This window comes from Streptomyces sp. NPDC002853, assembly GCF_053591915.1.
In genome coordinates, this window is record NZ_JBSFUS010000022.1 from 46782 (window position 1) to 68141 (window position 21360).

General features: G+C 70.9%; 20 protein-coding genes. 10 read left to right on the plus strand and 10 right to left on the minus strand.

Annotation, left to right across the window (positions count from 1 at the left end):
* Positions 1-109: 109 nt before the first annotated feature.
* Positions 110-1390 carry an ATP-binding protein gene (locus ACWD02_RS40640; protein ID WP_451221296.1) on the plus strand — a complete coding sequence of 427 codons (1281 nt, stop codon included), beginning with the start codon at positions 110-112 and terminating at the stop codon, positions 1388-1390.
* Here ACWD02_RS40640 and ACWD02_RS40645 read toward each other — a convergent pair.
* On the minus strand, positions 1387-1926 hold the full coding sequence (locus ACWD02_RS40645; protein ID WP_451221299.1) for a GtrA family protein: 540 nt from the start codon (positions 1924-1926) through the stop codon (positions 1387-1389). The genes ACWD02_RS40640 and ACWD02_RS40645 overlap by 4 nt on opposite strands.
* A 238-nt stretch (positions 1927-2164) precedes the next feature.
* Here ACWD02_RS40645 and ACWD02_RS40650 point away from each other — a divergent pair, with 238 nt between their 5' ends.
* Genes ACWD02_RS40650 through ACWD02_RS40660 form a run of 3 tightly spaced genes read left to right on the plus strand, consistent with a single transcriptional unit; the run spans position 2165 to position 5033 of the window.
* Positions 2165-3295, plus strand: coding sequence for a 5-(carboxyamino)imidazole ribonucleotide synthase (locus ACWD02_RS40650; RefSeq protein ID WP_451221426.1), 1131 nt, complete (start codon positions 2165-2167; stop codon positions 3293-3295).
* Positions 3292-3843: a 5-(carboxyamino)imidazole ribonucleotide mutase gene (gene purE, locus ACWD02_RS40655; RefSeq protein WP_451221302.1), complete on the plus strand. Its 552-nt coding sequence runs from the start codon at positions 3292-3294 to the stop codon at positions 3841-3843. The genes ACWD02_RS40650 and purE overlap by 4 nt, the downstream gene beginning before the upstream one ends.
* A 5-nt stretch (positions 3844-3848) precedes the next feature.
* Positions 3849-5033 carry a dipeptidase gene (locus ACWD02_RS40660; protein ID WP_451221305.1) on the plus strand — a complete coding sequence of 395 codons (1185 nt, stop codon included), beginning with the start codon at positions 3849-3851 and terminating at the stop codon, positions 5031-5033.
* A 249-nt stretch (positions 5034-5282) separates the two neighbouring features.
* Here ACWD02_RS40660 and ACWD02_RS40665 read toward each other — a convergent pair whose 3' ends face one another.
* Both ACWD02_RS40665 and ACWD02_RS40670 read right to left on the minus strand, forming a co-directional pair.
* On the minus strand, positions 5283-6140 hold the full coding sequence (locus ACWD02_RS40665; RefSeq protein ID WP_451221308.1) for an alpha/beta hydrolase fold domain-containing protein: 858 nt from the start codon (positions 6138-6140) through the stop codon (positions 5283-5285).
* A complete protein-coding gene (locus ACWD02_RS40670; protein WP_451221311.1) occupies positions 6137-6694 on the minus strand; it encodes a quercetin 2,3-dioxygenase in 558 nt (185 codons plus the stop codon). Before ACWD02_RS40670 ends, ACWD02_RS40665 begins: the two co-directional genes overlap by 4 nt.
* Before the next feature lie 270 nt (positions 6695-6964).
* Between ACWD02_RS40670 and ACWD02_RS40675 the strand changes: the two genes are divergently transcribed.
* Positions 6965-7414, plus strand: coding sequence for a MarR family winged helix-turn-helix transcriptional regulator (locus ACWD02_RS40675; RefSeq protein ID WP_451221314.1), 450 nt, complete (start codon positions 6965-6967; stop codon positions 7412-7414).
* 119 nt (positions 7415-7533) lie between these two features.
* Here the strand turns inward: ACWD02_RS40675 and ACWD02_RS40680 are convergent, their stop codons facing one another.
* The gene (locus tag ACWD02_RS40680; protein WP_363211609.1) at positions 7534-8691 is read right to left on the minus strand and encodes an acyl-CoA dehydrogenase; all 1158 of its coding nucleotides are present in this window, start codon (positions 8689-8691) and stop codon (positions 7534-7536) included.
* A gap of 189 nt (positions 8692-8880) precedes the next feature.
* On the opposite strand from ACWD02_RS40680, the gene ACWD02_RS40685 reads away from it, so the two are divergent.
* A complete protein-coding gene (locus ACWD02_RS40685; protein ID WP_451221317.1) occupies positions 8881-10224 on the plus strand; it encodes a UDP-glucose dehydrogenase family protein in 1344 nt (447 codons plus the stop codon).
* Positions 10225-10300: 76 nt separating this feature from the next.
* On the opposite strand, the gene ACWD02_RS40690 is transcribed toward ACWD02_RS40685, so the two are convergent.
* Positions 10301-10825: a CGNR zinc finger domain-containing protein gene (locus ACWD02_RS40690; protein ID WP_451221320.1), complete on the minus strand. Its 525-nt coding sequence runs from the start codon at positions 10823-10825 to the stop codon at positions 10301-10303.
* Positions 10826-10912: 87 nt separating this feature from the next.
* Here ACWD02_RS40690 and ACWD02_RS40695 point away from each other — a divergent pair, with 87 nt between their 5' ends.
* Both ACWD02_RS40695 and ACWD02_RS40700 read left to right on the plus strand, forming a co-directional pair.
* Positions 10913-11281, plus strand: a complete 369-nt coding sequence (locus ACWD02_RS40695; RefSeq protein ID WP_451221323.1) for a VOC family protein — start codon at positions 10913-10915, stop codon at positions 11279-11281.
* A gap of 29 nt (positions 11282-11310) precedes the next feature.
* The gene (locus ACWD02_RS40700; protein WP_451221326.1) at positions 11311-11721 is read left to right on the plus strand and encodes a VOC family protein; all 411 of its coding nucleotides are present in this window, start codon (positions 11311-11313) and stop codon (positions 11719-11721) included.
* Between the two features lie 14 nt (positions 11722-11735).
* Here the strand turns inward: ACWD02_RS40700 and ACWD02_RS40705 are convergent, their stop codons facing one another.
* Both ACWD02_RS40705 and ACWD02_RS40710 read right to left on the minus strand, forming a co-directional pair.
* The gene (locus tag ACWD02_RS40705; protein WP_451221329.1) at positions 11736-12878 is read right to left on the minus strand and encodes a dipeptidase; all 1143 of its coding nucleotides are present in this window, start codon (positions 12876-12878) and stop codon (positions 11736-11738) included.
* A gap of 161 nt (positions 12879-13039) precedes the next feature.
* Positions 13040-14374, minus strand: coding sequence for an LCP family protein (locus tag ACWD02_RS40710; RefSeq protein ID WP_451221332.1), 1335 nt, complete (start codon positions 14372-14374; stop codon positions 13040-13042).
* A gap of 129 nt (positions 14375-14503) precedes the next feature.
* On the opposite strand from ACWD02_RS40710, the gene ACWD02_RS40715 reads away from it, so the two are divergent.
* Positions 14504-15052 carry an acyl-CoA thioesterase gene (locus tag ACWD02_RS40715; protein ID WP_451221335.1) on the plus strand — a complete coding sequence of 183 codons (549 nt, stop codon included), beginning with the start codon at positions 14504-14506 and terminating at the stop codon, positions 15050-15052.
* 39 nt (positions 15053-15091) lie between these two features.
* Here ACWD02_RS40715 and ACWD02_RS40720 read toward each other — a convergent pair whose 3' ends face one another.
* On the minus strand, positions 15092-16594 hold the full coding sequence (locus ACWD02_RS40720) for an LCP family protein (protein ID WP_451221338.1): 1503 nt from the start codon (positions 16592-16594) through the stop codon (positions 15092-15094).
* Between the two features lie 164 nt (positions 16595-16758).
* Between ACWD02_RS40720 and ACWD02_RS40725 the strand changes: the two genes are divergently transcribed.
* Complete coding sequence (locus ACWD02_RS40725; protein WP_451221341.1) at positions 16759-17799, plus strand: glycosyltransferase family 2 protein; 1041 nt, start codon at positions 16759-16761, stop codon at positions 17797-17799.
* A 62-nt stretch (positions 17800-17861) separates the two neighbouring features.
* Here the strand turns inward: ACWD02_RS40725 and ACWD02_RS40730 are convergent, their stop codons facing one another.
* Together ACWD02_RS40730 and ACWD02_RS40735 are read right to left on the minus strand one after the other, a co-directional pair.
* Positions 17862-19499: an LCP family protein gene (locus ACWD02_RS40730; protein WP_451221344.1), complete on the minus strand. Its 1638-nt coding sequence runs from the start codon at positions 19497-19499 to the stop codon at positions 17862-17864.
* Positions 19500-19573: 74 nt separating this feature from the next.
* Positions 19574-21304 carry an LCP family protein gene (locus ACWD02_RS40735; RefSeq protein ID WP_451221347.1) on the minus strand — a complete coding sequence of 577 codons (1731 nt, stop codon included), beginning with the start codon at positions 21302-21304 and terminating at the stop codon, positions 19574-19576.
* Positions 21305-21360: the final 56 nt, after the last annotated feature.

The window sequence follows — 21360 nt, forward strand, 5'->3', positions numbered from 1 at the left end:
GCACCCGCCGGGAAGCCGCTGTGGGCAGCCGCGTCCGCGGGTCCGTCGTGGCCGGCCGCGCAGTTCCCCCGCGCCCCCGAGGGCGGCTTCGATCGGCGACACTGAGTAGATGCGCCGCCGATTGATCAACAGCACCCTCGCCGTGGTCCTCGTCGTCATCGCGGTCTTCGGCGTCAGCCTGGTCATCGTCGAGACGAGAACGATCAGCAGCAGCGCCCAGGACCGCGTCACCAGCGAGGCGCTCCGCCTGGCCAGCGTCGTGGACAGCAGGCTCATCAGCGACGAGCGGATCAGCGCCGAGATCCTGCGGGACGTGGCCGCGGTCGACACCGACCGCTACGCCCTCATCGAGATCCCCGGCCGCGCCCCCATCGAGATCGGCTCCCGCCCCACCGGCGACGTCATCCGCGACACGGCCACCGGCGAGGAGGGCGAGAAGGTCACCGTCGAGGAGCCGCGCACCGCGGTCACCCAGGAGGTCGGCCGCACCCTGCTGATCATCGGCGCCGTGGCCCTCCTCGCGATCATCGCCGCCGTACTTCTCGCCGTACGCCAGGCCAACCGCCTCGCCTCGCCCCTCACCGACCTCGCGGAGACCGCCGAGCGCCTCGGCTCGGGCGACCCGAGGCCCCGCCACAAGCGGTACGGGGTGCCGGAGCTCGACCGCGTCGCGGACGTCCTGGACGGCAGCGCCGAGCGGATCGCCAGGATGCTGACCGCCGAGCGCCGCCTCGCCGCGGATGCCTCGCACCAGCTGCGTACGCCTCTGACGGCCCTCTCCATGCGCCTCGAGGAGATCACCGTCACCGAGGACCTGGACACGGTGAAGGAGGAGGCCACGATCGCGCTCGCGCAGGTCGAGCGCCTCACCGACGTCGTGCAGCGGCTGCTCACGAACTCACGTGACCCGCGCACCGGCTCCGCCGTCTCCTTCGACCTGGACGAGGTCGTCAAGCAGCAGCTCGAGGAGTGGCGCCCGGCCTACCGCAGCGCGGGCCGCGCCATCGTCAGCTCGGGCAAGCGGCATCTGCGGGCCGTGGGCACCCCCGGGGCGGTCGCACAGGTCCTGGCCGCCCTCATCGAGAACTCGCTCATGCACGGCGGCGGCACCGTGGCGCTGCGGACCCGCGTCACGGGAAACCAGACGGTCATCGAGGTCACCGACGACGGCCCCGGCGTCCCCGCCGATCTCGGCGCGCGGATCTTCGAGCGCACCATCAGCGGCCGCAACTCGACGGGCATCGGCCTCGCGGTCGCCCGGGACCTGGCCGAGGCGGACGGCGGCCGTCTGGAGATGCTGCAGACCAAGCCGCCGGTCTTCGCCCTGTTCCTGTCGCGTACGCCGCCGCAGAAGCGCGACCGGTGGCACGACGAGGAGACGGTGCGCTAGCGCGTGCCCCGCCCGGCCGGCCGCTTCCGGTCGGCCGCCACAGCCTTGGACGCCGTGGAGCCGCCGTCCAGGAACGATTCCGCACGGGCGACCGTCTCCCGCGCGGGCAGCGCCTTGAAGACCCAGGTGCGGTAGGACCAGAAGCGGAAGCAGGTGGCGATGCCGATGCCCACGAACTTGAAGATGTTGCGCTGCAGCGGGCTGTCCCAGTCGAAGCCGTAGATCGCCGCGTACAGGACGCCGTTCTCGATCACCAGGCCGACCGCGCTGAAGACCAGGAACAGCGTGAGTTCCTTGGTGCGGGAGCTCTTGTCGCGGTCCTTGTACGTGAAGTAGCGAAAGCCCACGTAGTTGAAGGCGATGGCGACGACGGTGGCGATCACGTTCGCCCGCACGGCCTGCAGGTCGGTGGTGTGCCACAGCAGGTTCGAGACGCTGAAGTTCACCAGCGTGCCCAGCGCCCCCACGGCTCCGAACTTGGCCACTTCGCGCGCGAGCTGCTCCAGTCGCACCCGTAGTGCGCCACGTTCCGTCATGGTGGTCGCCCCAACCCCCGTCGTCGATTCGTTCCGGTCTCGTCCTCGTCGACGTATGTGGTGATTCGGTCGCGTCAACCCAGCCATGCTAACCAGCGACTCCGTCCGTCGCTCGGGGGCGCCTCCACACTGTGGCGCCTCTGTGACGGGGGAGGCCGTACGGTGCGCGGAAACCGGCCGTTCCGAAGTGGCCGATACAGGCCGATACCCTGGGGGTGTGACGTTCCCGGTAGTCGGCATGGTCGGCGGCGGTCAGCTCGCCCGCATGACCCACGAGGCGGGTATCCCCCTCGGCCTGAAATTCAAGCTCCTCAGTGACACCCCTCAGGACTCCGCGGCGCAGGTCGTCGGCGATGTCGTCATCGGCGACCATCGCGACCTCGACACGCTGCGCGAGTTCGCGAGGGGCTGCGACGTGATCACTTTTGATCACGAACACGTACCCACCGAGCATCTACGGGCCCTGGAGGCGGACGGCATCCCCGTGCGTCCGGGGCCCGACGCGCTGGTGCACGCCCAGGACAAGGGCGTGATGCGCGAGAAGCTCACGGAGATCGGTGTGCCCTGTCCGCGCCACCGGATCGTGCGCGATCCGGCCGATGTGGCGGCCTTCGCGGCCGAAGGCGCCACGTCGGGCGACGGCTTCCCCGTGATCCTCAAGACGGTGCGTGGCGGCTATGACGGAAAGGGGGTGTGGTTCGTCCGTTCCGTCGAGGACGCCGAAGACCCCTTCCGGGCCGGTGTCCCGGTCCTGGCCGAGGAGAAGGTCGACTTCGTACGGGAGCTCGCGGCGAACGTCGTCCGCTCGCCGCACGGCCAGGCCGTGGCCTACCCCGTCGTCGAGTCGCAGCAGGTCGACGGCGTCTGCGACACGGTCATCGCGCCGGCTCCCGGCCTCTCGGAGGACCTCGCGGGCCAGGCGCAGGAACTGGCCCTTCGCATCGCGAAGGAACTCGACGTGGTCGGCCACCTCGCGGTCGAGCTCTTCGAGACGCCCGACGGCCGCATCCTGGTGAACGAACTGGCGATGCGCCCGCACAACTCCGGCCACTGGACACAGGACGGGGCGATCACGTCCCAGTTCGCGAACCACGTGCGCGCGGTGCTCGACCTGCCCCTCGGCGACCCGCGCCCGCGGGCGAAGTGGACGGTCATGGTCAATGTCCTGGGCGGCGACTACCCGGACATGTACCAGGCGTACCTGCACTGCATGGCGCGCGACCCGCAGTTGAAGATCCACATGTACGGCAAGGACGTGAAGCCCGGACGCAAGGTCGGCCACGTCAACACCTACGGCGACGACCTGGACGACGTGCTGGAGCGCGCGCGTCACGCGGCCGGCTATCTCAGAGGGACGATCACCGAATGACGGCATCTGTAGAACCCGTGGGACCTGTGGTCGGCATCGTCATGGGCTCGGACTCCGACTGGCCCGTCATGGAGGCCGCGGCCAAGGCTCTCGACGAGTTCGAGATTCCCTACGAGGTCGACGTCGTCTCGGCGCACCGCATGCCCCGCGAGATGGTCGCGTACGGCGAGGAGGCCGCGGACCGCGGTCTCAAGGCGATCATCGCGGGGGCCGGCGGCGCCGCGCACCTGCCGGGCATGCTGGCCTCGGTGACGCCGCTGCCGGTGATCGGCGTGCCCGTACCGCTCAAGTACCTCGACGGCATGGACTCCCTCCTGTCCATCGTGCAGATGCCCGCGGGCGTGCCGGTGGCCACGGTCTCGGTGGGCGGCGCGCGCAACGCGGGCCTCCTCGCGGCCCGCATCCTCGCCGCGCACGACCCCGAACTCCTCGGCCGCATGCGGGAGTTCCAGCAGGAGCTGAACGAACAGGCCACGGAGAAGGGCAAGCGGCTCCGTACGAAGGTCGAGGGCGCGGGGTCCGGCTTCGGCTTCGGCTCGGGGAAGTGAGCGGCGTGACGTCCCTCGACGACGCCCGCGCCCTTCTCGCCGAGTTCCCGGTGGTCGACGGTCACAACGACCTGCCCTGGGCCCTGCGCGAGAAGGCGGGGTACGACATCGACCGCCTCGACATCGCCGCCGACCAGACGGGCAACCTCCACACGGACATCGCCCGGCTGCGGGCGGGCGGTGTCGGTGCGCAGTTCTGGTCGGTGTACGTCCGCACGGACCTGACGGGTGACGCGGCGGTGAGCGCGACGCTCGAACAGGTCGACTGCGTCGAGCAGTTGCTCACGCGCTACCCCGCGGACCTGCGGCGCGCGCTGACGGCCGCGGACATGGAGGCGGCGCGGGCACAGGGCCGCATCGCGTCCCTGATGGGAGCCGAGGGCGGCCACTCCATCAACAACTCCCTCGCGACGCTGCGGGCGTTGCACGCGCTCGGCGTCCGCTACATGACGCTGACGCACAACGACAACATCGCGTGGGCGGACTCGGCGACGGACGAGCCGGGGGTGGGCGGCCTGTCGCCGTTCGGCCATGAGGTGGTCCGGGAGATGAACCGCAGCGGAATGCTCGTGGACCTCTCCCACGTGGCGGCGACGACGATGCGGGCGGCCCTGGACACCTCCGTGGCGCCGGTGATCTTCTCGCACTCCTCGGCGCGCGCGGTGTGCGACCACCCGCGCAACATCCCGGACGACGTCCTGGAGCGGCTGCCCGCCAACGGCGGCGTCGCGATGGCCACCTTCGTCCCGAAGTTCGTCCTCCAGGCGGCGGTCGACTGGACGGCGGCGGCCGACGAGAACATGCGGGCGAACGGCTTCCACCACCTGGACACGACTCCGGAGGCGATGAAGGTCCACGCGGCCTTCGAGGAGTCCGTCCCGCGCCCCGTCGCCACGGCCGCGACGGTCGCCGACCACCTCGACCACATGCGCGAGGTCGCGGGCATCGACCACATCGGCATCGGCGGGGACTACGACGGCACGGCGTTCACGCCGGACGGCCTGGACGACGTCGCCGGCTACCCGAACCTGATCGCGGAGCTCCTGGCCCGCGGCTGGTCGAAGCCGGACCTGGCCAAGCTGACGTGGCACAACGCGGTCCGCGTGCTCGGAGCGGCCGAGGACGTGGCCCGTGCCGAGCAGTCCAGGCGCGGCCCGTCGAACGCGACGCTCCAGCAGCTGGACGGCTGAGGTCGGCACTTGAGACGCAGGGCGGGGGCGGCCGGTCGGCGGCCCCCGCCCTGCGCGTTGCTTCAGCTGACGAGTCCTCGCGCGAACCGCGGCGAGTGGGTGAAGGGGTTCTCCATGGCGTCGTCGGGTGCGTGGTGCCGGCCGTGGTCGGCGCCGGGCGTGCAGTTCGGCGTGGGCGCCCCTGTCCCGCAGCGGGGCGGGAGGCAGGGCGGGGGCGGCCGGTCGGCGGCCCCCGCCCTGCGCGTTGTTTCAGCTGACGAGCCCCTTCGCGAACCGCAGTGAACGGCCGAAGATCTCCTCCACCACGTCGTCGGGCGCGCCGTGCCAGCCGTGGTCCGTGCCCGGCACCGTGCGCAGCTCCACCGGAGCCCCCGCGTCCCGCAGCCGGGCGGCGAGCGCCTCGCTGTGCGCGGCCGGGACCATCGTGTCCCGCTCGCCGTGGACCATGAGGAAGGGCGGGGCGTCGGGGTGTACCCGGGCCACGGGGCTGGCCGCGCGGGCTTGTTCGGGCACGGCCGCGGGGGCGGCGCCGAGCAGCAGGGCCTCCGGGGTCGAGGCGCTGTGCGGGTCGAACGGGCCGCGGGGGACGGTGAGGTCGCTCGGGGCGTACCAAATCACGGCGCCGGAGGCCGCGACCGCGGGGTCGAGTGCGAGCAGCGAGGCCAGGTGCCCGCCCGCGGACTCGCCCCACACCACGGTCCGTGCGGTGTCGACGCCGAGCTCCGGCGCACGCAGCCCCAGCCAGCGCAGCGCGGCCCGCAGGTCGTCGAGTGGGGCGGGGAAGGTGGCCTCGCCGCTGAGGCGGTAGTCGGCGCAGGCCACCGCGAAGCCCGCGGCGGCGATGCGCGCGAGCGGCCCCGGATTCCAGTCCCGGGTGCGCGGCCCCATGTCGTCACGGCGCCCTCGCCGCCAGGCTCCGCCGTGCACGAAGAGTACGAGCGGGGCGGGCCCGCGTCCGGCCTCCGGCAGCCAGAGGTCGAGCTCCAGCGGACGGCATCCCTCGATCTCGCGGTACGGGACACCGCGAAGGAGCCGTGGATGCGGCGCCGGAAGCGGTGCGACGTCCGGGTGGGGCGCGGCGATCAGGGCCCGCAGGGTGTCGCTCACCGGGTGCGCCACTGGTGCTCGGGCAGGAAGCGCACGTCGTACCGCTCGGGGACGGTGGCGAACTTGTCGGGCGTGGGCACGACGGGCTCGCGCGGCAGGCCGAGCCCCTCGGCGGGCGCCCCGAGCGTCTCGAAGAACCGCTCGAAGGTTCCGCCGGGCCCCGCGGCAACGCCGACGACCTGGCTGTGGTGGCGCTCCATGCGGTAGGCGTGCGGACAGTTCTTGGGCACGAAGCCGAAGTCACCGGGGGTGAGGAGCTTCTCCAGCTGCTCGCCCTCCAGGTCCTCGACGAAGAGGCGGACGGCGCCCTGGGTGACGTAGAAGACCTCGTACGTGTCCGGGTGCAGGTGGGCCGGGATGACGTTGCCCCTGGGGCCCTCGACGGTGAAGAAGTTGAAGCCGTTCTCGGTCTGCTCGCCGCCCGCGTAGATGGTGATCAGGTCGCCGAACAGATGGGCACGGTCGCCCTCGCCCTTCTCGATGACGTAGGGCTTGCCCGGTTCGGCGGGGATGCGTGAGGAGCGCCGGTGGCGGGTGGCGTACTCGATGGTCATGGCTCTCCCGGGGTGTCTGGGTACGGCGGGCGGAACGGGGAATGTCAGGTAGCCTGACATAAAGGTTCCGACACGGGCAACCGGCTGAGCGTGAGATGGGCGCGAGTCATACCGCCCCAGGGGTCACGAGCGGGCACGTCTCCGGCAGTCCGCCGGGCCGGGCAGGCCGCCGGGCCGGGCATGCTGCCGTCCGCGAAGCCATAGGCTCGACCCCGCCCATCCGGCCCGCCTGTCCGGGCGCCTCCCCGGCCCGCCACCCGTGAGGAACAGATGCACGCCACCGGCCGCAACCTCCCGCAGCTCCTCGGCGACGCCCGGCGCTGGTTCGAGGACGCGCTCCTCGCGTCCCTGGAGGAGGCGGGGGAGATCCATGTCTCGCCCACCCAGGCGGGCCTCTTCGCCGTACTCGACGAGGAGGGCACGACGGTCTCCGAGCTGGCCCGCCGCATGGGCGTCACCCGGCAGACCGCGCATCAGGCGGTACACGGCCTGGTGGCCGCGGGCCTCCTGGAGCAGGTCCCCGACCCCTCGTCCGGGCGGCAGCGGCTCATCCGGCGCACCGCGGAGGGCGAGCGCACGCACCGCAGGGCGGAACTGGTCCTGCGGCGCGTCGAGCGAGAACTCGCCGACCGGATCGGCGAGCAGACGGTCCTCGCCCTGCGGACGGCGCTGGAGCTCCAGTGGGGCGGCCCGCCGGTGCTCGCCCCACCCGAGGACTGACCCGCCGAGGGCTGACCCGCCGGAGGACTGACCTGGCCGGAATACGCGAGCGCCCTCCCCTTTCTGCGGGGGAGGGCGCTCGGTACTGCTGTCGGTACTGCTGTCGGTACCGCTCCGGGTTACGGCAGGTTGCGGGCCATCACGATCCGCTGGACCTGGTTCGTGCCCTCGTAGATCTGCGTGATCTTCGCGTCACGCATCATCCGCTCGACGGGGTAGTCACGCGTGTAGCCGTACCCGCCGAGCAGCTGGACGGCGTCCGTGGTGACCTCCATCGCGACATCCGAGGCGAAACACTTGGCGGCAGCGCCCTGGAAGGTCAGGTCCGCGTCGCCGCGCTCCGACTTGGCCGCGGCGGCGTACGTCAGCTGACGCGCGGCCTCGATCTTCATGGCCATGTCCGCGAGCATGAACTGCACGCCCTGGAAGTCGCCGATCGGCTTCCCGAACTGCTTGCGCTCCTGGACGTACCCCTTGGCGTAGTCAAGGGCGCCCTGCGCGATGCCGAGCGCCTGGGCCGCGATGGTGATGCGGGTGTGGTCCAGGGTCTTCATCGCCGTGGCGAAGCCGGTGCCCTCCTCGCCGATCATGCGGTCGGCGGGGATGCGAACGTTGTCGAAGTAGACCTCGCGGGTCGGCGAACCCTTGATGCCGAGCTTCTTCTCCGGGGCGCCGAAGGAGACGCCCTCGTCCGACTTCTCGACGACGAAGGCGGAGATGCCCTTCGAGCGCTTGGTCGGGTCCGTCACGGCCATCACCGTGTAGTACTCGGAGACGCCCGCGTTCGTGATCCAGCGCTTCACGCCGTTCAGGACCCAGAAGTCCCCGTCACGGACGGCCTTCGTCTTCATGCCCGCCGCGTCCGAACCCGCGTCCGGCTCGGAGAGGCAGTACGAGAACATGCCCTCGCCCTTGGCGAGCGGCGTCATGTACTTCTTCTTCAGCTCCTCGGATCCGGAGAGGATCACGGGGAGCGAGCCCAGCTTGTTCACGGCCGGGATGAGCGAGGACGAGGCACAGACGCGCGCCACCTCCTCGATCACGATGACCGTGGCGAGCGCGTCGGCGCCGGTGCCGCCGTAGCTCTCCGGTACGTGCACGGCGTGCAGGTCGGAGGAGACGAGGGCGTCGAGCGCCTCCTGCGGGAAGCGGGCCTCCTCGTCCACCGCCGCGGCGAAGGGCGCGATCTTCGCCTCGGAGAGCGAACGGATCGCGTCGCGGAGCATGTCGTGCTCCTCGGACGGGCGGTACAGGTCGAAATCAGCCGATCCGGCCAAGGTCTCTCACGCTCCAAGGACGCTAATTACCGTTAAGTAACCCAAATTTTAGAGGGCGGCCCACGCGAGGGATACGTGAGCTTGCCGACAGGGGGTGTTCCGCGGGTGGTGATGGCGGAAACGTGCCCGGTCAAGGGCCCGACTATGCTCGGGCACCGCACTGACGGCCGTAGACCCCTGGAGCACCGCATGGCCCTCAAGATCACCGTGATCGGCACCGGCTACCTCGGTGCGACGCACGCCGCGGCCATGGCCGAGCTCGGTTTCGAGGTGCTCGGCCTCGACGTCGTGCCCGAGAAGATCGAGATGCTGCAGCGGGGCGAGGTCCCGATGTACGAGCCCGGTCTGGAGGAGCTGCTGCGCAAGCACGTCGCCGGGATCGAGGGCTCCAGCGGGCGGCTGCGCTTCACCATGGACTTCGCCGAGGTCGCCGCCTTCGGCGACGTCCACTTCGTCTGCGTGAACACCCCGCAGAAGCACGGCGAGTACGCCTGCGACATGAGCTACGTCGACAGCGCCTTCGCGCAGCTCGCCCCGCATCTGACCAAGCCCGCGCTGGTCGTCGGCAAGTCGACCGTGCCGGTCGGCTCGGCGGACCGGCTGGCGCGCGAGCTGGCGGCGAACGCTCCTGCGGGCGCGGAGGCCGAGCTGGCCTGGAACCCGGAGTTCCTCCGCGAGGGCTTCGCGGTGAAGGACACGCTGCACCCGGACCGCATCGTCGTCGGCGTCCGCAGCGCGCACGCCGAGAAGCTCCTTCGCGAGGTGTACGCGGGTCCGGTGGGCGAGGGTTCGCCCTTCGTCGTGACGGACTTCCCGACCGCCGAGCTGGTGAAGACCGCGGCCAACTCCTTCCTCGCCACGAAGATCTCGTTCATCAACGCGATGGCCGAGGTGTGCGAGGCCGCGGGCGGCGATGTCGTGAAGCTGGCGGAGGCGCTCGGGTACGACGACCGGATCGGCAAGAAGTTCCTGCGGGCCGGGATCGGCTTCGGGGGCGGCTGCCTGCCCAAGGACATCCGCGCGTTCATGGCGCGGGCGGGTGAGCTCGGCGCCGACCAGGCGCTGACGTTCCTGCGGGAGATCGACTCCATCAACATGCGCCGGCGCGGGCAGATGGTGGAGATGGCGCGCGAGGCGCTCGGCGGCGGGTCCTTCCTCGGCAAGCGGGTCGCGGTCCTCGGTGCCACGTTCAAGCCGGACTCGGACGACGTACGTGACTCGCCCGCGCTGAACGTCGCCGGACAGATCCACCTCCAGGGCGGCCAGGTCACCGTGTACGACCCCAAGGGGATGGAGAACGCGGGCAGGCTCTTCCCGACGCTGGCGTACGCGGAGTCGGCCGTGGAGGCGGTGCGGGGCGCGGACGCCGTGCTGCACCTGACCGAGTGGCGCGAGTTCCGTGAGCTGGACCCGGCGGCGCTGGGCGAGGTGGCCGCGGAGCGGCTGATCCTGGACGGCCGCAACGCGCTCGACCCCGCGGTGTGGCGCGCGGCGGGCTGGACGTACCGCGCGATGGGCCGCCCCTCGGCCTGAGGGCACGAGGGCCGGGTAAGCCGGACAGCCCGGGTAAGCCTGACAGCCCGGGTGGGCCGGGTGTGCTGGGTGGCCCTCAGCCCTCCCCCGCCGCACCCTTCCGCGCCCGGTAGGCCCGCATCTTCGCGCGGGCCCCGCATACCCCCATGTCGCACCACCGGCTGCGCCCGGCAGGGCTCCGGTCGTAGTACGCCCAGAGGCAGTCGGAGGCCTCGCACGCCTTGAGGCGGCTCCACGTACCGGCGGCCGCCGCCTCGGCGACGGCCGACGCAACCCGTGACACCAGCGGTGACGGATCGGCCGGGACGAGCGACGCCGACCCGTCATCGGCGGAGACGGTCACCAACAGCGGTGCGCCCGACAGAAGTTGACCCAGTGGCGTCGTGACGGCATGCGGCCCGTGTCCCGCGTGGGCGAGGCACGCCACCCGCAGGGACTCCCGCAGCTCGCGTGCCGCCACCACTTCCGCGCCCGGCGCGATACCGAACGGCGCGCGCCCTTCCGCCGTGTCCAGCGCGTCCGCGCCCGACTCCACGTCCAGGGTGTTCACCAGCGCCTGGATCAGCGCGAGGCCCCCGGGAGCGGGTGCTCTGTCATTCATGCTTGCGACGTTACCCCCAGTGGGGCACCATGCAGTAACCGTTACTGCTAGAACGCACCTACCGGTAACCGATCCGAGGAGACCACCATGCCCCTCGCCATACTCGGCGTCGTCGCACTCGACTGCCCCGACCCCCTCGCGCTCGCCACCTTCTACGCGGCCGTACTCGGCGGCACCCCCAAGGACGACGGGGGCGGCTGGGTCAGCCTCGAAGTCCCCGGCGGCACACCGCTCGCCTTCCAGGCCGCCCCCGGTCACACGCCGCCGCAGTGGCCCGAGGCCACGCGCTCGCAGCAGTTCCACCTGGACCTCGAGGTGGAGCGGGCGCAGTTGGACGCCGTCGAGAAGGAGGTGCTCGCGCTCGGCGCCACCGCACTGGACACGCAGGACCGCGAGCGCAGCTTCCGTGTGTACGCCGACCCGGCGGGGCACCCGTTCTGCCTCTGCGCCTGTTGAAGCCGCGCCTGCCGGAGAAAGGAACGCCCATGGCCACGGCCCCCGTCGGACGCCTGCGCAACGTCGTCCTCGACTGCTTGGATCCGCATCAACTCGCGGAGTTCTACGCCCACTTGATCGGCGGTGAGATCGAGATCGATGCCGAGGAGGAGGACGACTGGGTCACCCTCCACACCTCCGGCGGCCTGCGCCTGTGCTTCCAGGCGGCCCCCGGCCACCGCCCGCCGGACTGGCCGCAGGCGGACGCCGGCTCCCAGCAGGCCCACCTCGACATCGACGTGGGCCCGGCCGTCCAGGACATGGAGCGGGCCCAGGAGCGCGTGATCGCCCTGGGCGCCAAGCCGCTCGACCTCGACGACGACAACGGCGAGCGCGACTTCCGCGTCTACGCCGATCCGGCAGGGCATCCCTTCTGCCTCTGCCGGATCCCCGTGGACTGAGGCGGCCGGCAAGCTCAGTCGGCCGCCTGCTGCCGGCGTCTCTCCCGCGCCGCCCGTGCCGCGAAGTCCACGCCACGCAGCACCCGTTGGACGTTGCCCCACGTGAGGCGGGCGAGGTCGTCGTCGGACCAGTCGCGCTCCATGAGCTCGGCGACGAGGTGCGGATAGCGCGAGGTGTCGGCAAGGCCCTCGGGGTGCGCGGCCGGGGTGTCGTACGTCCCCGAGAGGCCCACGCACTCCGGGCCCGCGACGCGGCGTACGTGGTCGAGGTGGTCCGCGACCTCGCCGATCGTGGTGCCCGTCTGCTCGGCCGCCAGGGGCACCAGGCACAGGCCCCTGGCGGCGCCGAGCGCGGCGAGCAGGTCGTCCGAGAGGTTCGCCGGGGCATCCCGCAGCGCGCGGGCTCCCGAGCGGGTGAAGAGGGCGGGCGCCCTGGAGACGGCGAGCACCCGGTGCGCCGTGGCCTCGGAGGCACCGGTCAGTTCGGCGAGGACGCCGAGCCTGTTGAGCTCGCGCACCACTTCGTCGCCGAACGGGGTGAGCCCCTCGGGGCCCGCCCATGACGTGCCGGTGAGCGTGAGCGAGCACAGGCCGAGGGTGTGCAGGGCGCGCAGGGTGGCGAGCGAGTCACCGATCGCCTCGGCGCGCGCCGGGCCGATCAGGGTGGCGATGCGGCCGCAGTGCCGGGCGTCGGCCACCTCGGACGCGGTGTGTGCCAGGCGCAGCCCCTCGGAGTGGCGGCCGACGACGTGCTTGACGAGGTCGAGCTGTTCGAGGGTCGCGCCGAGGACCTGGTCGCCGGTGATGCTCTCCGGGACGTGCAGTGACCAGAACTGTGCGCCGACGCCGCCCGCCCGCAGCCGGGGCACGTCGGCGTCCACGGCGCTGTCGCCCAGCTCCAGGTCGTACCAGGGCAGTCCGCGCAGTGCCCAGGGCAGTCCGCTGTAGCCGTCGGCCACGGGATGCGCGGCGAGCAGCGCACGGGCCCGCCGCAGCGGGTCCGGCGCGGGTGGTCCCGACTCGGACGCGGGTGGTGCCGGCTCCGGCGCGGGTGGTCCCGGCTCGGGTATCGGCGGGGGCTCGGGGGACCGCGCGGGGGGCCGGTCGAGCTCTCCGGCTTCGGCGGCGGTGTCGAGTTCTGCCTGCAGATCTGCCATGGCGGTTCTCCGGGCTTCTGGGGCGGTCCGGTCCACCGTGACACGCGGGAGCCGCGGCTTCGCGGCGGGCGAAGCGTTCGGGGTACGAGCGGGCGGCGACGGCATGCGAAAGGGCCCCGCCGATCGTCCGGCGGGGCCCCTTCGAGGTGTCGTGAGACGGCTCAGCCGCCCGAGACGGTGACCTTCTCGTCGTTGTTCAGCTGCTCCACCATCTGCTTGACCTTGGCCTTGTCCCACAGGAGGTTGCCGCCGGTGGAGCCCGCGAGCGGCATGTTCATGGACTTGCCGTCGCCGCCGGTCACGCCCTTCATCGCCCAGAACATGGAGGCCACGTCGAACAGGCCCATGTCCTTGTCGACGATCAGCGTGTCCAGGCCCGCGCCCATCGTGGGGTAGAGCTTGAAGGGGTTCATGACCGTGCCCGGCGTCGCCGCCTGGTTGGCCAGGGCCGCGAGGAACTTCTGCTGGTTCTTCGTGCGGTCCAGGTCACTGCCCGGCAGGGCGTAGCGCGTACGGACGAAGGCGAGGGCCTGCTTGCCGTCGAGGGTCTGCTTGCCCGCCTCGAAGTCGGCGCCGGACTTCTCGTCCTTGAAGCCCTTGGGGATGTCCATCTCGACGCCGCCGACCGCGTCCACGATCTTGGCGAAGCCGCCGAAGCCGATCTCGGCGTAGTGATCGATCCGCAGGCCGGTGTTGAACTCGACGGTGCGCACGAGCAGCTCGGGGCCGTCCTCCGCGTACGCCGCGTTGAGCTTCGTCTGGCGGCCCTGGTTCGGGTAGAGCTTGCCGGACTCGGCGCCCTTGAAGGAGGGGATCGTCACGTTCGAGTCGCGGGGCAGCGAGATCATCGTGTTCCCGCCGTCGTCCGCGACGTGCAGGATCATCATCGAGTCGGTGCGCTTGCCCGCGGCCGAGCCCGTGTGGAGGTCCTTCTTGTCCTGGTCGGACATGCCCTCGCGGCTGTCGGAGCCGACGATCAGGTAGTTCGTGCCGTCGCCGCCGTCGGGGCGCTCGATGACCTTGGAGAGGTCGACCTCGCGCTTGAGCTTGGAGTCGGCCCAGAAGTACGTGCCGATCGAGACGGCGAGCAGCACCACGACGAGGCTGATCGAGCCGATCTTGATGCGGCGCCGCCAGTTCGGGGCGGGACGGGGAGCACGGGTGCCATACCCGTCGTCGCCGCCCCGGCCGCCCTGGCCCTGACCCTGACCGTTCGGGGAGCCGTAGACCTGACCGGTGTTGTAGCCGCTGTCGTAACCCTCCTGACGGGGGCTGCGGGGCTCGAACATGTCGTCGCGCGCGTCGCCGTACGGCCGGCCGTACCCGTCGTCGTACGGCTGCTGCTGCGGTACGCCTCCCGCCTGCTGCTGGCCCGGTCGGCCGGAGGGGCCGCCGCGCTGGACATGCCGCATCCTGCGGGCGCCCTCAGGCTGCGTGCTCCCGCTGCCACGGCCGTACGCGCGGCCGTTGCCCTGGTCGTCAGGCCAATCGCTCATGTGGCTTAGTGTGCCGTCTCCGCCCACGTGCCTCACAGGGCAGGCGTGATTTCGGTTCAGGGCTGTTGCAGAGCTGATGCAAAGCGGCCCGGCGCGGGCCCGGCACACGTCAGACATAGGGTGGAGCCCATGACAGACCTGGCCCCCGGCACGGAATCGGAGATTCCGGGCAAGCCGACCTCGGCGTCCCGCACGACTCTCAGCCACATCATGACCCACAACGACACCAACCTCCTCGGCACGGTGCACGGCGGTGTGATCATGAAACTGGTGGACGACGCCGCGGGGGCGGTCGCGGGACGGCACTCGGGAGGGCCCGCGGTCACCGCGTCCATGGACGAGATGGCGTTCCTGGAGCCGGTGCGGGTCGGCGACCTCGTGCACGTGAAGGCGCAGGTGAACTGGACGGGCCGCAGCTCCATGGAGGTCGGCGTCCGGGTCCTGGCCGAGCGTTGGAACGAGTCGACGCCCGCGCAGCAGGTCGGCTCGGCCTACCTCGTCTTCGCCGCCGTCGACGCGGACGGCAAGCCGCGGGGCGTGCCGCCCGTGCTCCCGGAGACCGAGCGGGACCGCCGCCGGTACCAAGAGGCGCAGATCCGGCGCACACACCGCCTCGCACGGCGCCGGGCCATCAAGGACCTGCGCCGGGCGCGCGCCGCGGAGGGCCTGGACGACTGAGCGCCCGGCGCGGGCGCCGCACCGGCGGCCTCCGCGCCGTCAGCTCTTCTGGCAGACCACCTGGTCACCGGTCACAGCGCCGAACTCACCCTGGTAGGCGTCCTCCGCCCGCACCGGCCTGACCATCTTGAAGTCCTGGCCGGCGAGCACCTTCAGGGTCGCGCCCTGCCCGTTGATCGCCTTCATCTGGCACCCGGGCAACGCCGTGGCCAGGGACTTCGCCGAGCGGTCCCAGCGCGGGTCGTACGCGACGATGGTGCGCTTCAGCGGCATGCCGGGCACATTGGGCGGCACGTTCCCGGGGGTCCGCGTCGTACGGAAGCCGGTGGCCCGCAGACCGTTGTCGACCCGCTTGCCCAGACCCGGCAGGCCCGTGGCGTTGTCGACCTGCACCCGGATCTGCTGCGGTGACACGTCGACGATGGCCTTGCGCCCGAGGTTGTGCGCGGCGAGGGGACGGTCGTCGCGCAGCGCCTGGAAGAGTTTCGCGGACCTGACCGGGTCCCACTTCAGCGTCGACCCGATGCCGGGCACCAGCACGCCCTTGCTGCGCAGCGGCACGGTGGTGAACTCCGACGACTTCGGCGAGAACCCGCGCATCGCCCTCCCCAGGGCGAGCATCTCGTTCGTGCCGAAGCCCCGGTCGGCGCGGACCGAGCCGAGCAGCGTCCTGGACACGTCCCGGAACTTCAGCGGGTTGAGCAGCACCCCGCTGCCGGTCGCCTTCGAGATCAGCGCCGCGAGGAACCGCTGCTGGCGCTGCATACGCCCCAGGTCGGAGGTGCCGTCGACGTGCCGCGTGCGGACGTACTGGAGCGCCGCGCCGCCGTTCAGCGTGTGGGTGCCGACCGGCAGGTTGAGCCCGGTGTAGGAGTCCCTCAGGGGGCGGGTCGTGCAGATCTCGACGCCACCCAGCACGTCCACGGTCCTCATGAAGCTGGTGAAGTCGATCTCCAGATAGTGGTCGATCTTGACCTTCGTCATGTTCTCGACGGTCCGCACGGTGAGGTTGGGGCCGCCCTCCGCGTACGCCGCGTTCAGCTTCACCGGGTGCGCCTTGTGCCGGTCGCCGGAGTTCCGGTCGACGTGCTCGGGCATCTCGGCGTAACTGTCCCGGGGCAGGCTCACGACGCTGGCGCGGTCCCGGTCCTCCGAGATGTGCACGATCATGATCGTGTCCGTGCAGTGGCAGGGCGCTCCGCCGAGGCGGTACTTCTCCTTCTCCGCCGGGGTGATCTTGTCCCGGCCGTCGGTGCCGACGAGCAGGACGTTCATCCCGTTGCCGCCCTTGGGCCGGTTCTTCATGTCCTTGAAGGCGTCGACCCGCGCGATCTCGGTGTCGAGGCTGGTCACGACGCCGTGCCCGATCCCGGCCGCCGCGAGCACCGTCAAGGAGAACCCCGTCGCCACCTTCATGACCCACCGCGGCCGCCTGCGCTGCTTGACCGGCCGGCCCACGGGCTGCTGCGCCGGCTGCCTCGCACGAGGCGGACGCTGTCCACGCGGCGGCGGGGTGGGGTAGCGGCGGGGCGGTGTGGGCACGTGGGGGGACACCTCCGCGGTGACGGGCCTGTCCGGACGGGTAGGTGGAAGGACTCGTGAGGGGCCGGGGAATGCGAGAACCGTAGGCCCATACGATCTGCGACCCGGGGCAGCAGGCCGGGCGGCGCGCGCCCGTGTCCCCCATTCGCGGTAACGTGGCGCCGATGAACGCGACGCCCCACGAGCAGCTCCCTGCCGTATCCGTGATCATGCCGGTGCTCAACGAGGAACGGCATCTGCGTGCTGCCGTGTCCGCGATCCTCGAGCAGGAGTACGACGGTGAGATGGAGGTCGTCGTCGCGCTGGGTCCCTCCACGGACCGCACGAACGAGATCGCCGCCGAACTGGTCGCCGAGACCGCGGGCCACCGCGCGAAGGTGCAGACCGTCCCGAACCCCACGGGGCGCACGCCCGCGGCCCTGAACGCCGCGATCAAGGCCTCCAGCCACCCGATCGTGGTGCGCGTGGACGGCCACGGCATCCTGTCGCCCGGCTACATCGCGACGGCCGTACGCCTCCTGGAGGAGACCGGCGCGCAGAACGTCGGCGGCATCATGCACGCCGAGGGCGAGAACGACTGGGAGCACGCGGTCGCCGCCGCCATGACGTCGAAGATCGGCGTCGGCAACGCGGCCTTCCACACCGGCGGCGCCGCCCAGCAGGCGGAGACCGTCTACCTCGGCGTCTTCCGCCGCGAGGCCCTCGAACAGCAGGGCGGCTACAACGAGGAGTTCATCCGCGCCCAGGACTGGGAGCTGAACTTCCGCATCCGTGAGGCGGGCGGCCTCATCTGGTTCTCGCCCGAGCTGAAGGTGCAGTACCGCCCGCGGCCGAGCGTGAAGGCGCTCGCCAAGCAGTACAAGGACTACGGCCGCTGGCGGCACGTCGTCGCCCGCTATCACGAGGGCTCCATCAACCTGCGTTACCTCGCGCCGCCGACCGCGGTCTGCGCGATCGCGGCAGGCGTCGTGGTGGGCGCCCTGGTCACGCCCTGGGGCTTCGTCGTCCCCGCGGGCTACCTCGCGGCGATCACGGCCGGCTCACTGCCCGCGGGCAAGGGCCTGCCGCTGAAGGCACGCCTCCAGATCCCGGTGGCCCTCGCGACCATGCACATGTCGTGGGGCTGGGGCTTCCTGACCAGCCCGCGCTCCCTCGCCAAGAGGGTCATCGCCTCCCGGCGTCCCGCGGTTCTCAGCGAGGCCTAGCAGCAGTCGGAAAGGCCCGGCCCACCAGTGGTGGGCCGGGCCTCGTCATGTCGGGGCGGTCCTCACTTCCAGGTGAAGTCCGGGTCCACGTGCATGCACGCCTTCTTGTCCGAGCCGTTGAGCGCGTCGGCCGAGTCCGGCGTCTTGTCGTTCTGCTTCGACTTGGGAGGCGTGTTCCCCTCCCGCCAGTCGGCGCCGACGATCAGGGTGACCCCGGAGACGTCCGTCGACTTCTTCACCGAACTCAGCTTCATCCCGAGGGACTTGGCGACCCGCTGGGCGTCGCCCTCCAGCTCGGCGCTGGGGAACCTGACGACCGTCTTGTCCTGCGCGAGGACCGTCGTCGTGTCGGCCGCCGCCTTGGCGAAGCCCTTGCCCGCGAGGATCTGCGTGACCGTGCTGGCGCGCCCGCTGACCGGCGGCTCGACGTCCGTGCGGGTGCCGTTCTGCACCCGTACGGCGATCTCGTCGTCCGCCGCCGCCGGGTCGTCCGAGAGCTTCTCCTCGGCGGGCTTCTTCTTGCCCTTGCCGTCCAGCGAGATGTCGTCGCGCACGAGGCGGAAGAGCTGGTCGGCGTCGCCCGGCTTGGGGATGACACGTGCGCCCACGTACTCGAACGGCATGGTCGTCATCGTGGTGCGCTCCGGCGAGACCTTCTTGAGCTCGTTGCTCAGGTCGTAGAGCTTCTTCACGGTGCCGAGGCCGTCGTCGACCTTGAGGGCGCTGGTGGCCGTCTCGGCGAGCCTGCGCAGCTTGTTGGGGCTGCTCAGGTTGGCGTTGTCCCGCAACTCGCGCACCAGCGAATTCATGTACATGTGCTGGGCCTTGGCGCGGCTGATGTCGGTGCCGCCGTCGAAGCCGTAGCGGGTGCGCAGCCACTGCAGGGCCTGCTCGCCCTTGACGGCGGTGGTGCCCTTCCGCAGCTTCAGGCCGGAGCCGTGGCCCTGGCTGTCGCGCGAGTGGATGTTGGCGTCCACACAGACCGGTACGCCGCCGATGGCGTCGGCCATGGAGACCACGCCCGCGAAGTCGACCTCCATGAAGTGGTCGATGTGGATGTCGGTGAGCTTCTCCCAGGTGGCGACCGTGCAGCCGGGACCGCCGCGGCCGAGCGTCTGGTTCGTCATCGTCCGCTGCGTGGACGCCTCGTAGACCTTGCCGTCGTCCGGGTCGGTGCACTTGGGGATGTCCAGGAGCGTGTCGCGCGGCATGCTGATGACCGACATGTTCGTGCGGTCGGCCGACAGGTGCAGCAGCATCTGTACGTCGGCGAGCGGGGTGCCGCCGAAGGTCTCCTTGGCTCCGCCGAGCTTCTGGTTCTCCTTGGAGTCCCGCGCGTCCGAACCGATCAGCAGGATGTTCAGCGGGGTCTGGCCGGCCGCGTTCGGCGTGGGCTCGGGGGCCCGGTGCTCGCCCAGGGTCAGGTCGTCGGTCTCCAGGTTGTTGTTCAGGTGCTGGTACCAGAGGTATCCGGCGCCGGCCGTGCCGAGGATCAGCACCGACAGGATCGTCGCCGACCAGCGGAGTATCCGGCGTCTGGGACGCGGAGCCCGGCCACCACCCCCACGGCCGCTCCTGCGGTGCCCGCCGTCCGTCGAGGGCTCCCCTCCCTCGTGCGACAGGCCTCCTTCCTGGCCGTGATCACTTGCGTGCGGGGCGCGTGGTCGCGCCCCCTCCCCACGCACGCTGCTTTTCCCCATCCCCTGTCCCTCCCCGCGCTACCCCGAAATACGGCCATCCTGCGCCTTGTGAGACGCAGAATGGCCGCTTCAGGTCACTTGGCGCACACAGTCTTGTCCGCTTCGACCTTCTGAATGCCCTCCGGCGCCTTCGACGGGGCACTGATCGGCACTCCCGCCCCCTTGAAGTCGCTGCCGAGCGTCAGCTTGATGGCCGGGAGCCCCTGCGAGTTCTTCTCGCTCTTCCCGGGCTTCATCGCGGAGCCGGAAAGCCCCATGACGTCGGCGAGCCGCCGGGCCTGGTCGGCCTGGTCGGGCGCGTACTCCAGCGTCGTCTTCTTGAGGTCGGACGGCGCGTTGCCGAGCTGGCTGGCCTTGGACATGCCCTCAGTGTTCTGCAAGTACGTGAGAGTTGCCTGAGCGGCGCCGGTCTTACCGCTGCCGTTGTAGATGTTGACCCGCACATCGGAGGCGGCGGACTTGCTGCCCTTGAGCCGGGCGGCGACCTCCGCCTTCTCCTTCTTTTCCTTCTTCTTCACCGCGGTCAGCGATTCGTCCGCGCGCATCATGGCGAACAGCGGGTCGGCCTTGGCCTCGTTCACGACGACGGTCGTGTGGACCTTCTCCGCCGGGTTGTCGACCACGGGCACGGTCGCGAAGCTGAGGTTCTTCATGTCGAGCTTGCCGAGCTCCATGCCCAGGTCACGGAGCTTCATGATGTCCGCGATCCTGGAGTCGACGGTGAGCGCCTCGGTGCCCGCTTCGGCCAGCTTTATCATCTTCGACGGGCTGGTCAGCGTGTCGTTGGACTTGAGCTTGCGCATCAGCGAGCTGAGGAACTGCTGTTGCAGCTCGATGCGGCTCAAGTCGCCGCCGGTGCCCACGGAGTGGCGCGTGCGGACGAACGCCAGCGCCTCCTCGCCCTCGATGGTGTGCTTGCCCGCGGGCAGCTTCAGGTGCGAGTCCGGGTCGTCGATGTCCTTGGCCAGACATACGTCGACGCCGCCGACCGCGCTGGAGAGCGTCTTGACCGCGTTGAAGTCGGCCACCATGAAGTGGTCCGGCACTATCCCGGTGATCTTCGTGACCGTACGCATGGTGCAGCTGGGCGTGCGTTCGCTCTGACCGAGGCTCTCGTTGAAGCGGGCGCCCTGCGAGCCGGGGATGGTCTTCTTGCTGCCGTCCTCCATGGTGGTCGGGCAGTCCGGGATGTCCGTGATCATGTCGCGCGGGATGCTCAACGCGGTGGCGTTCGTGCGGTCCTTGGAGACGTGCAGCAGGATCGTCGTGTCGGCGTGGCCGACGCTTCCCTTGTCGCCGTACTTCTCGTTGCCCTCGCCGCTGCGCTTGTCCGTGCCCATCACCAGGATGTTGATGGCACGGTCCTTGCTGAAGCCGCCGGTGCTCGCGCCGTCGTCATTGATCGAGTTGATGTTGTCGTTGAGGTGCTGGTAGTAGACATACCCGCCGACACCCACCGCGACCAGGACGAAGGCGAGCGATCCGCCCGTCCACATCAGGGCCTTCTTGCCCTTGGACTTCTTCGGCTTCTGCTTGCGCCGCCCGCTCGCGGGCTCCGGCTGCGGTGCCCGCCTCCTGCGCTGCGGCGGCACGTCCCGCTGCTCGTCACGGCGCTCGTCGCGTCGGCCATCGCGGCCGCGCGTTCCCTGGCGGGTCGAGGACCGCGGTGACTTGCGCGGTCCAGGCACTGCCGACTGCCCAGCGGAAGGGCTCAGTCGCAGTTCGTAATCGCCGGTGTTCGGGTTGAGCACCCACTGGTCTGCGGGGTCGATGTTCTCCGCCCGCCCACGGCCTTGCGCGTCCACGGTTGTCTGCGTCCTCCGTCGGGGCCACGCGGCGCCATTCCCCCCTCAAGAAAGGC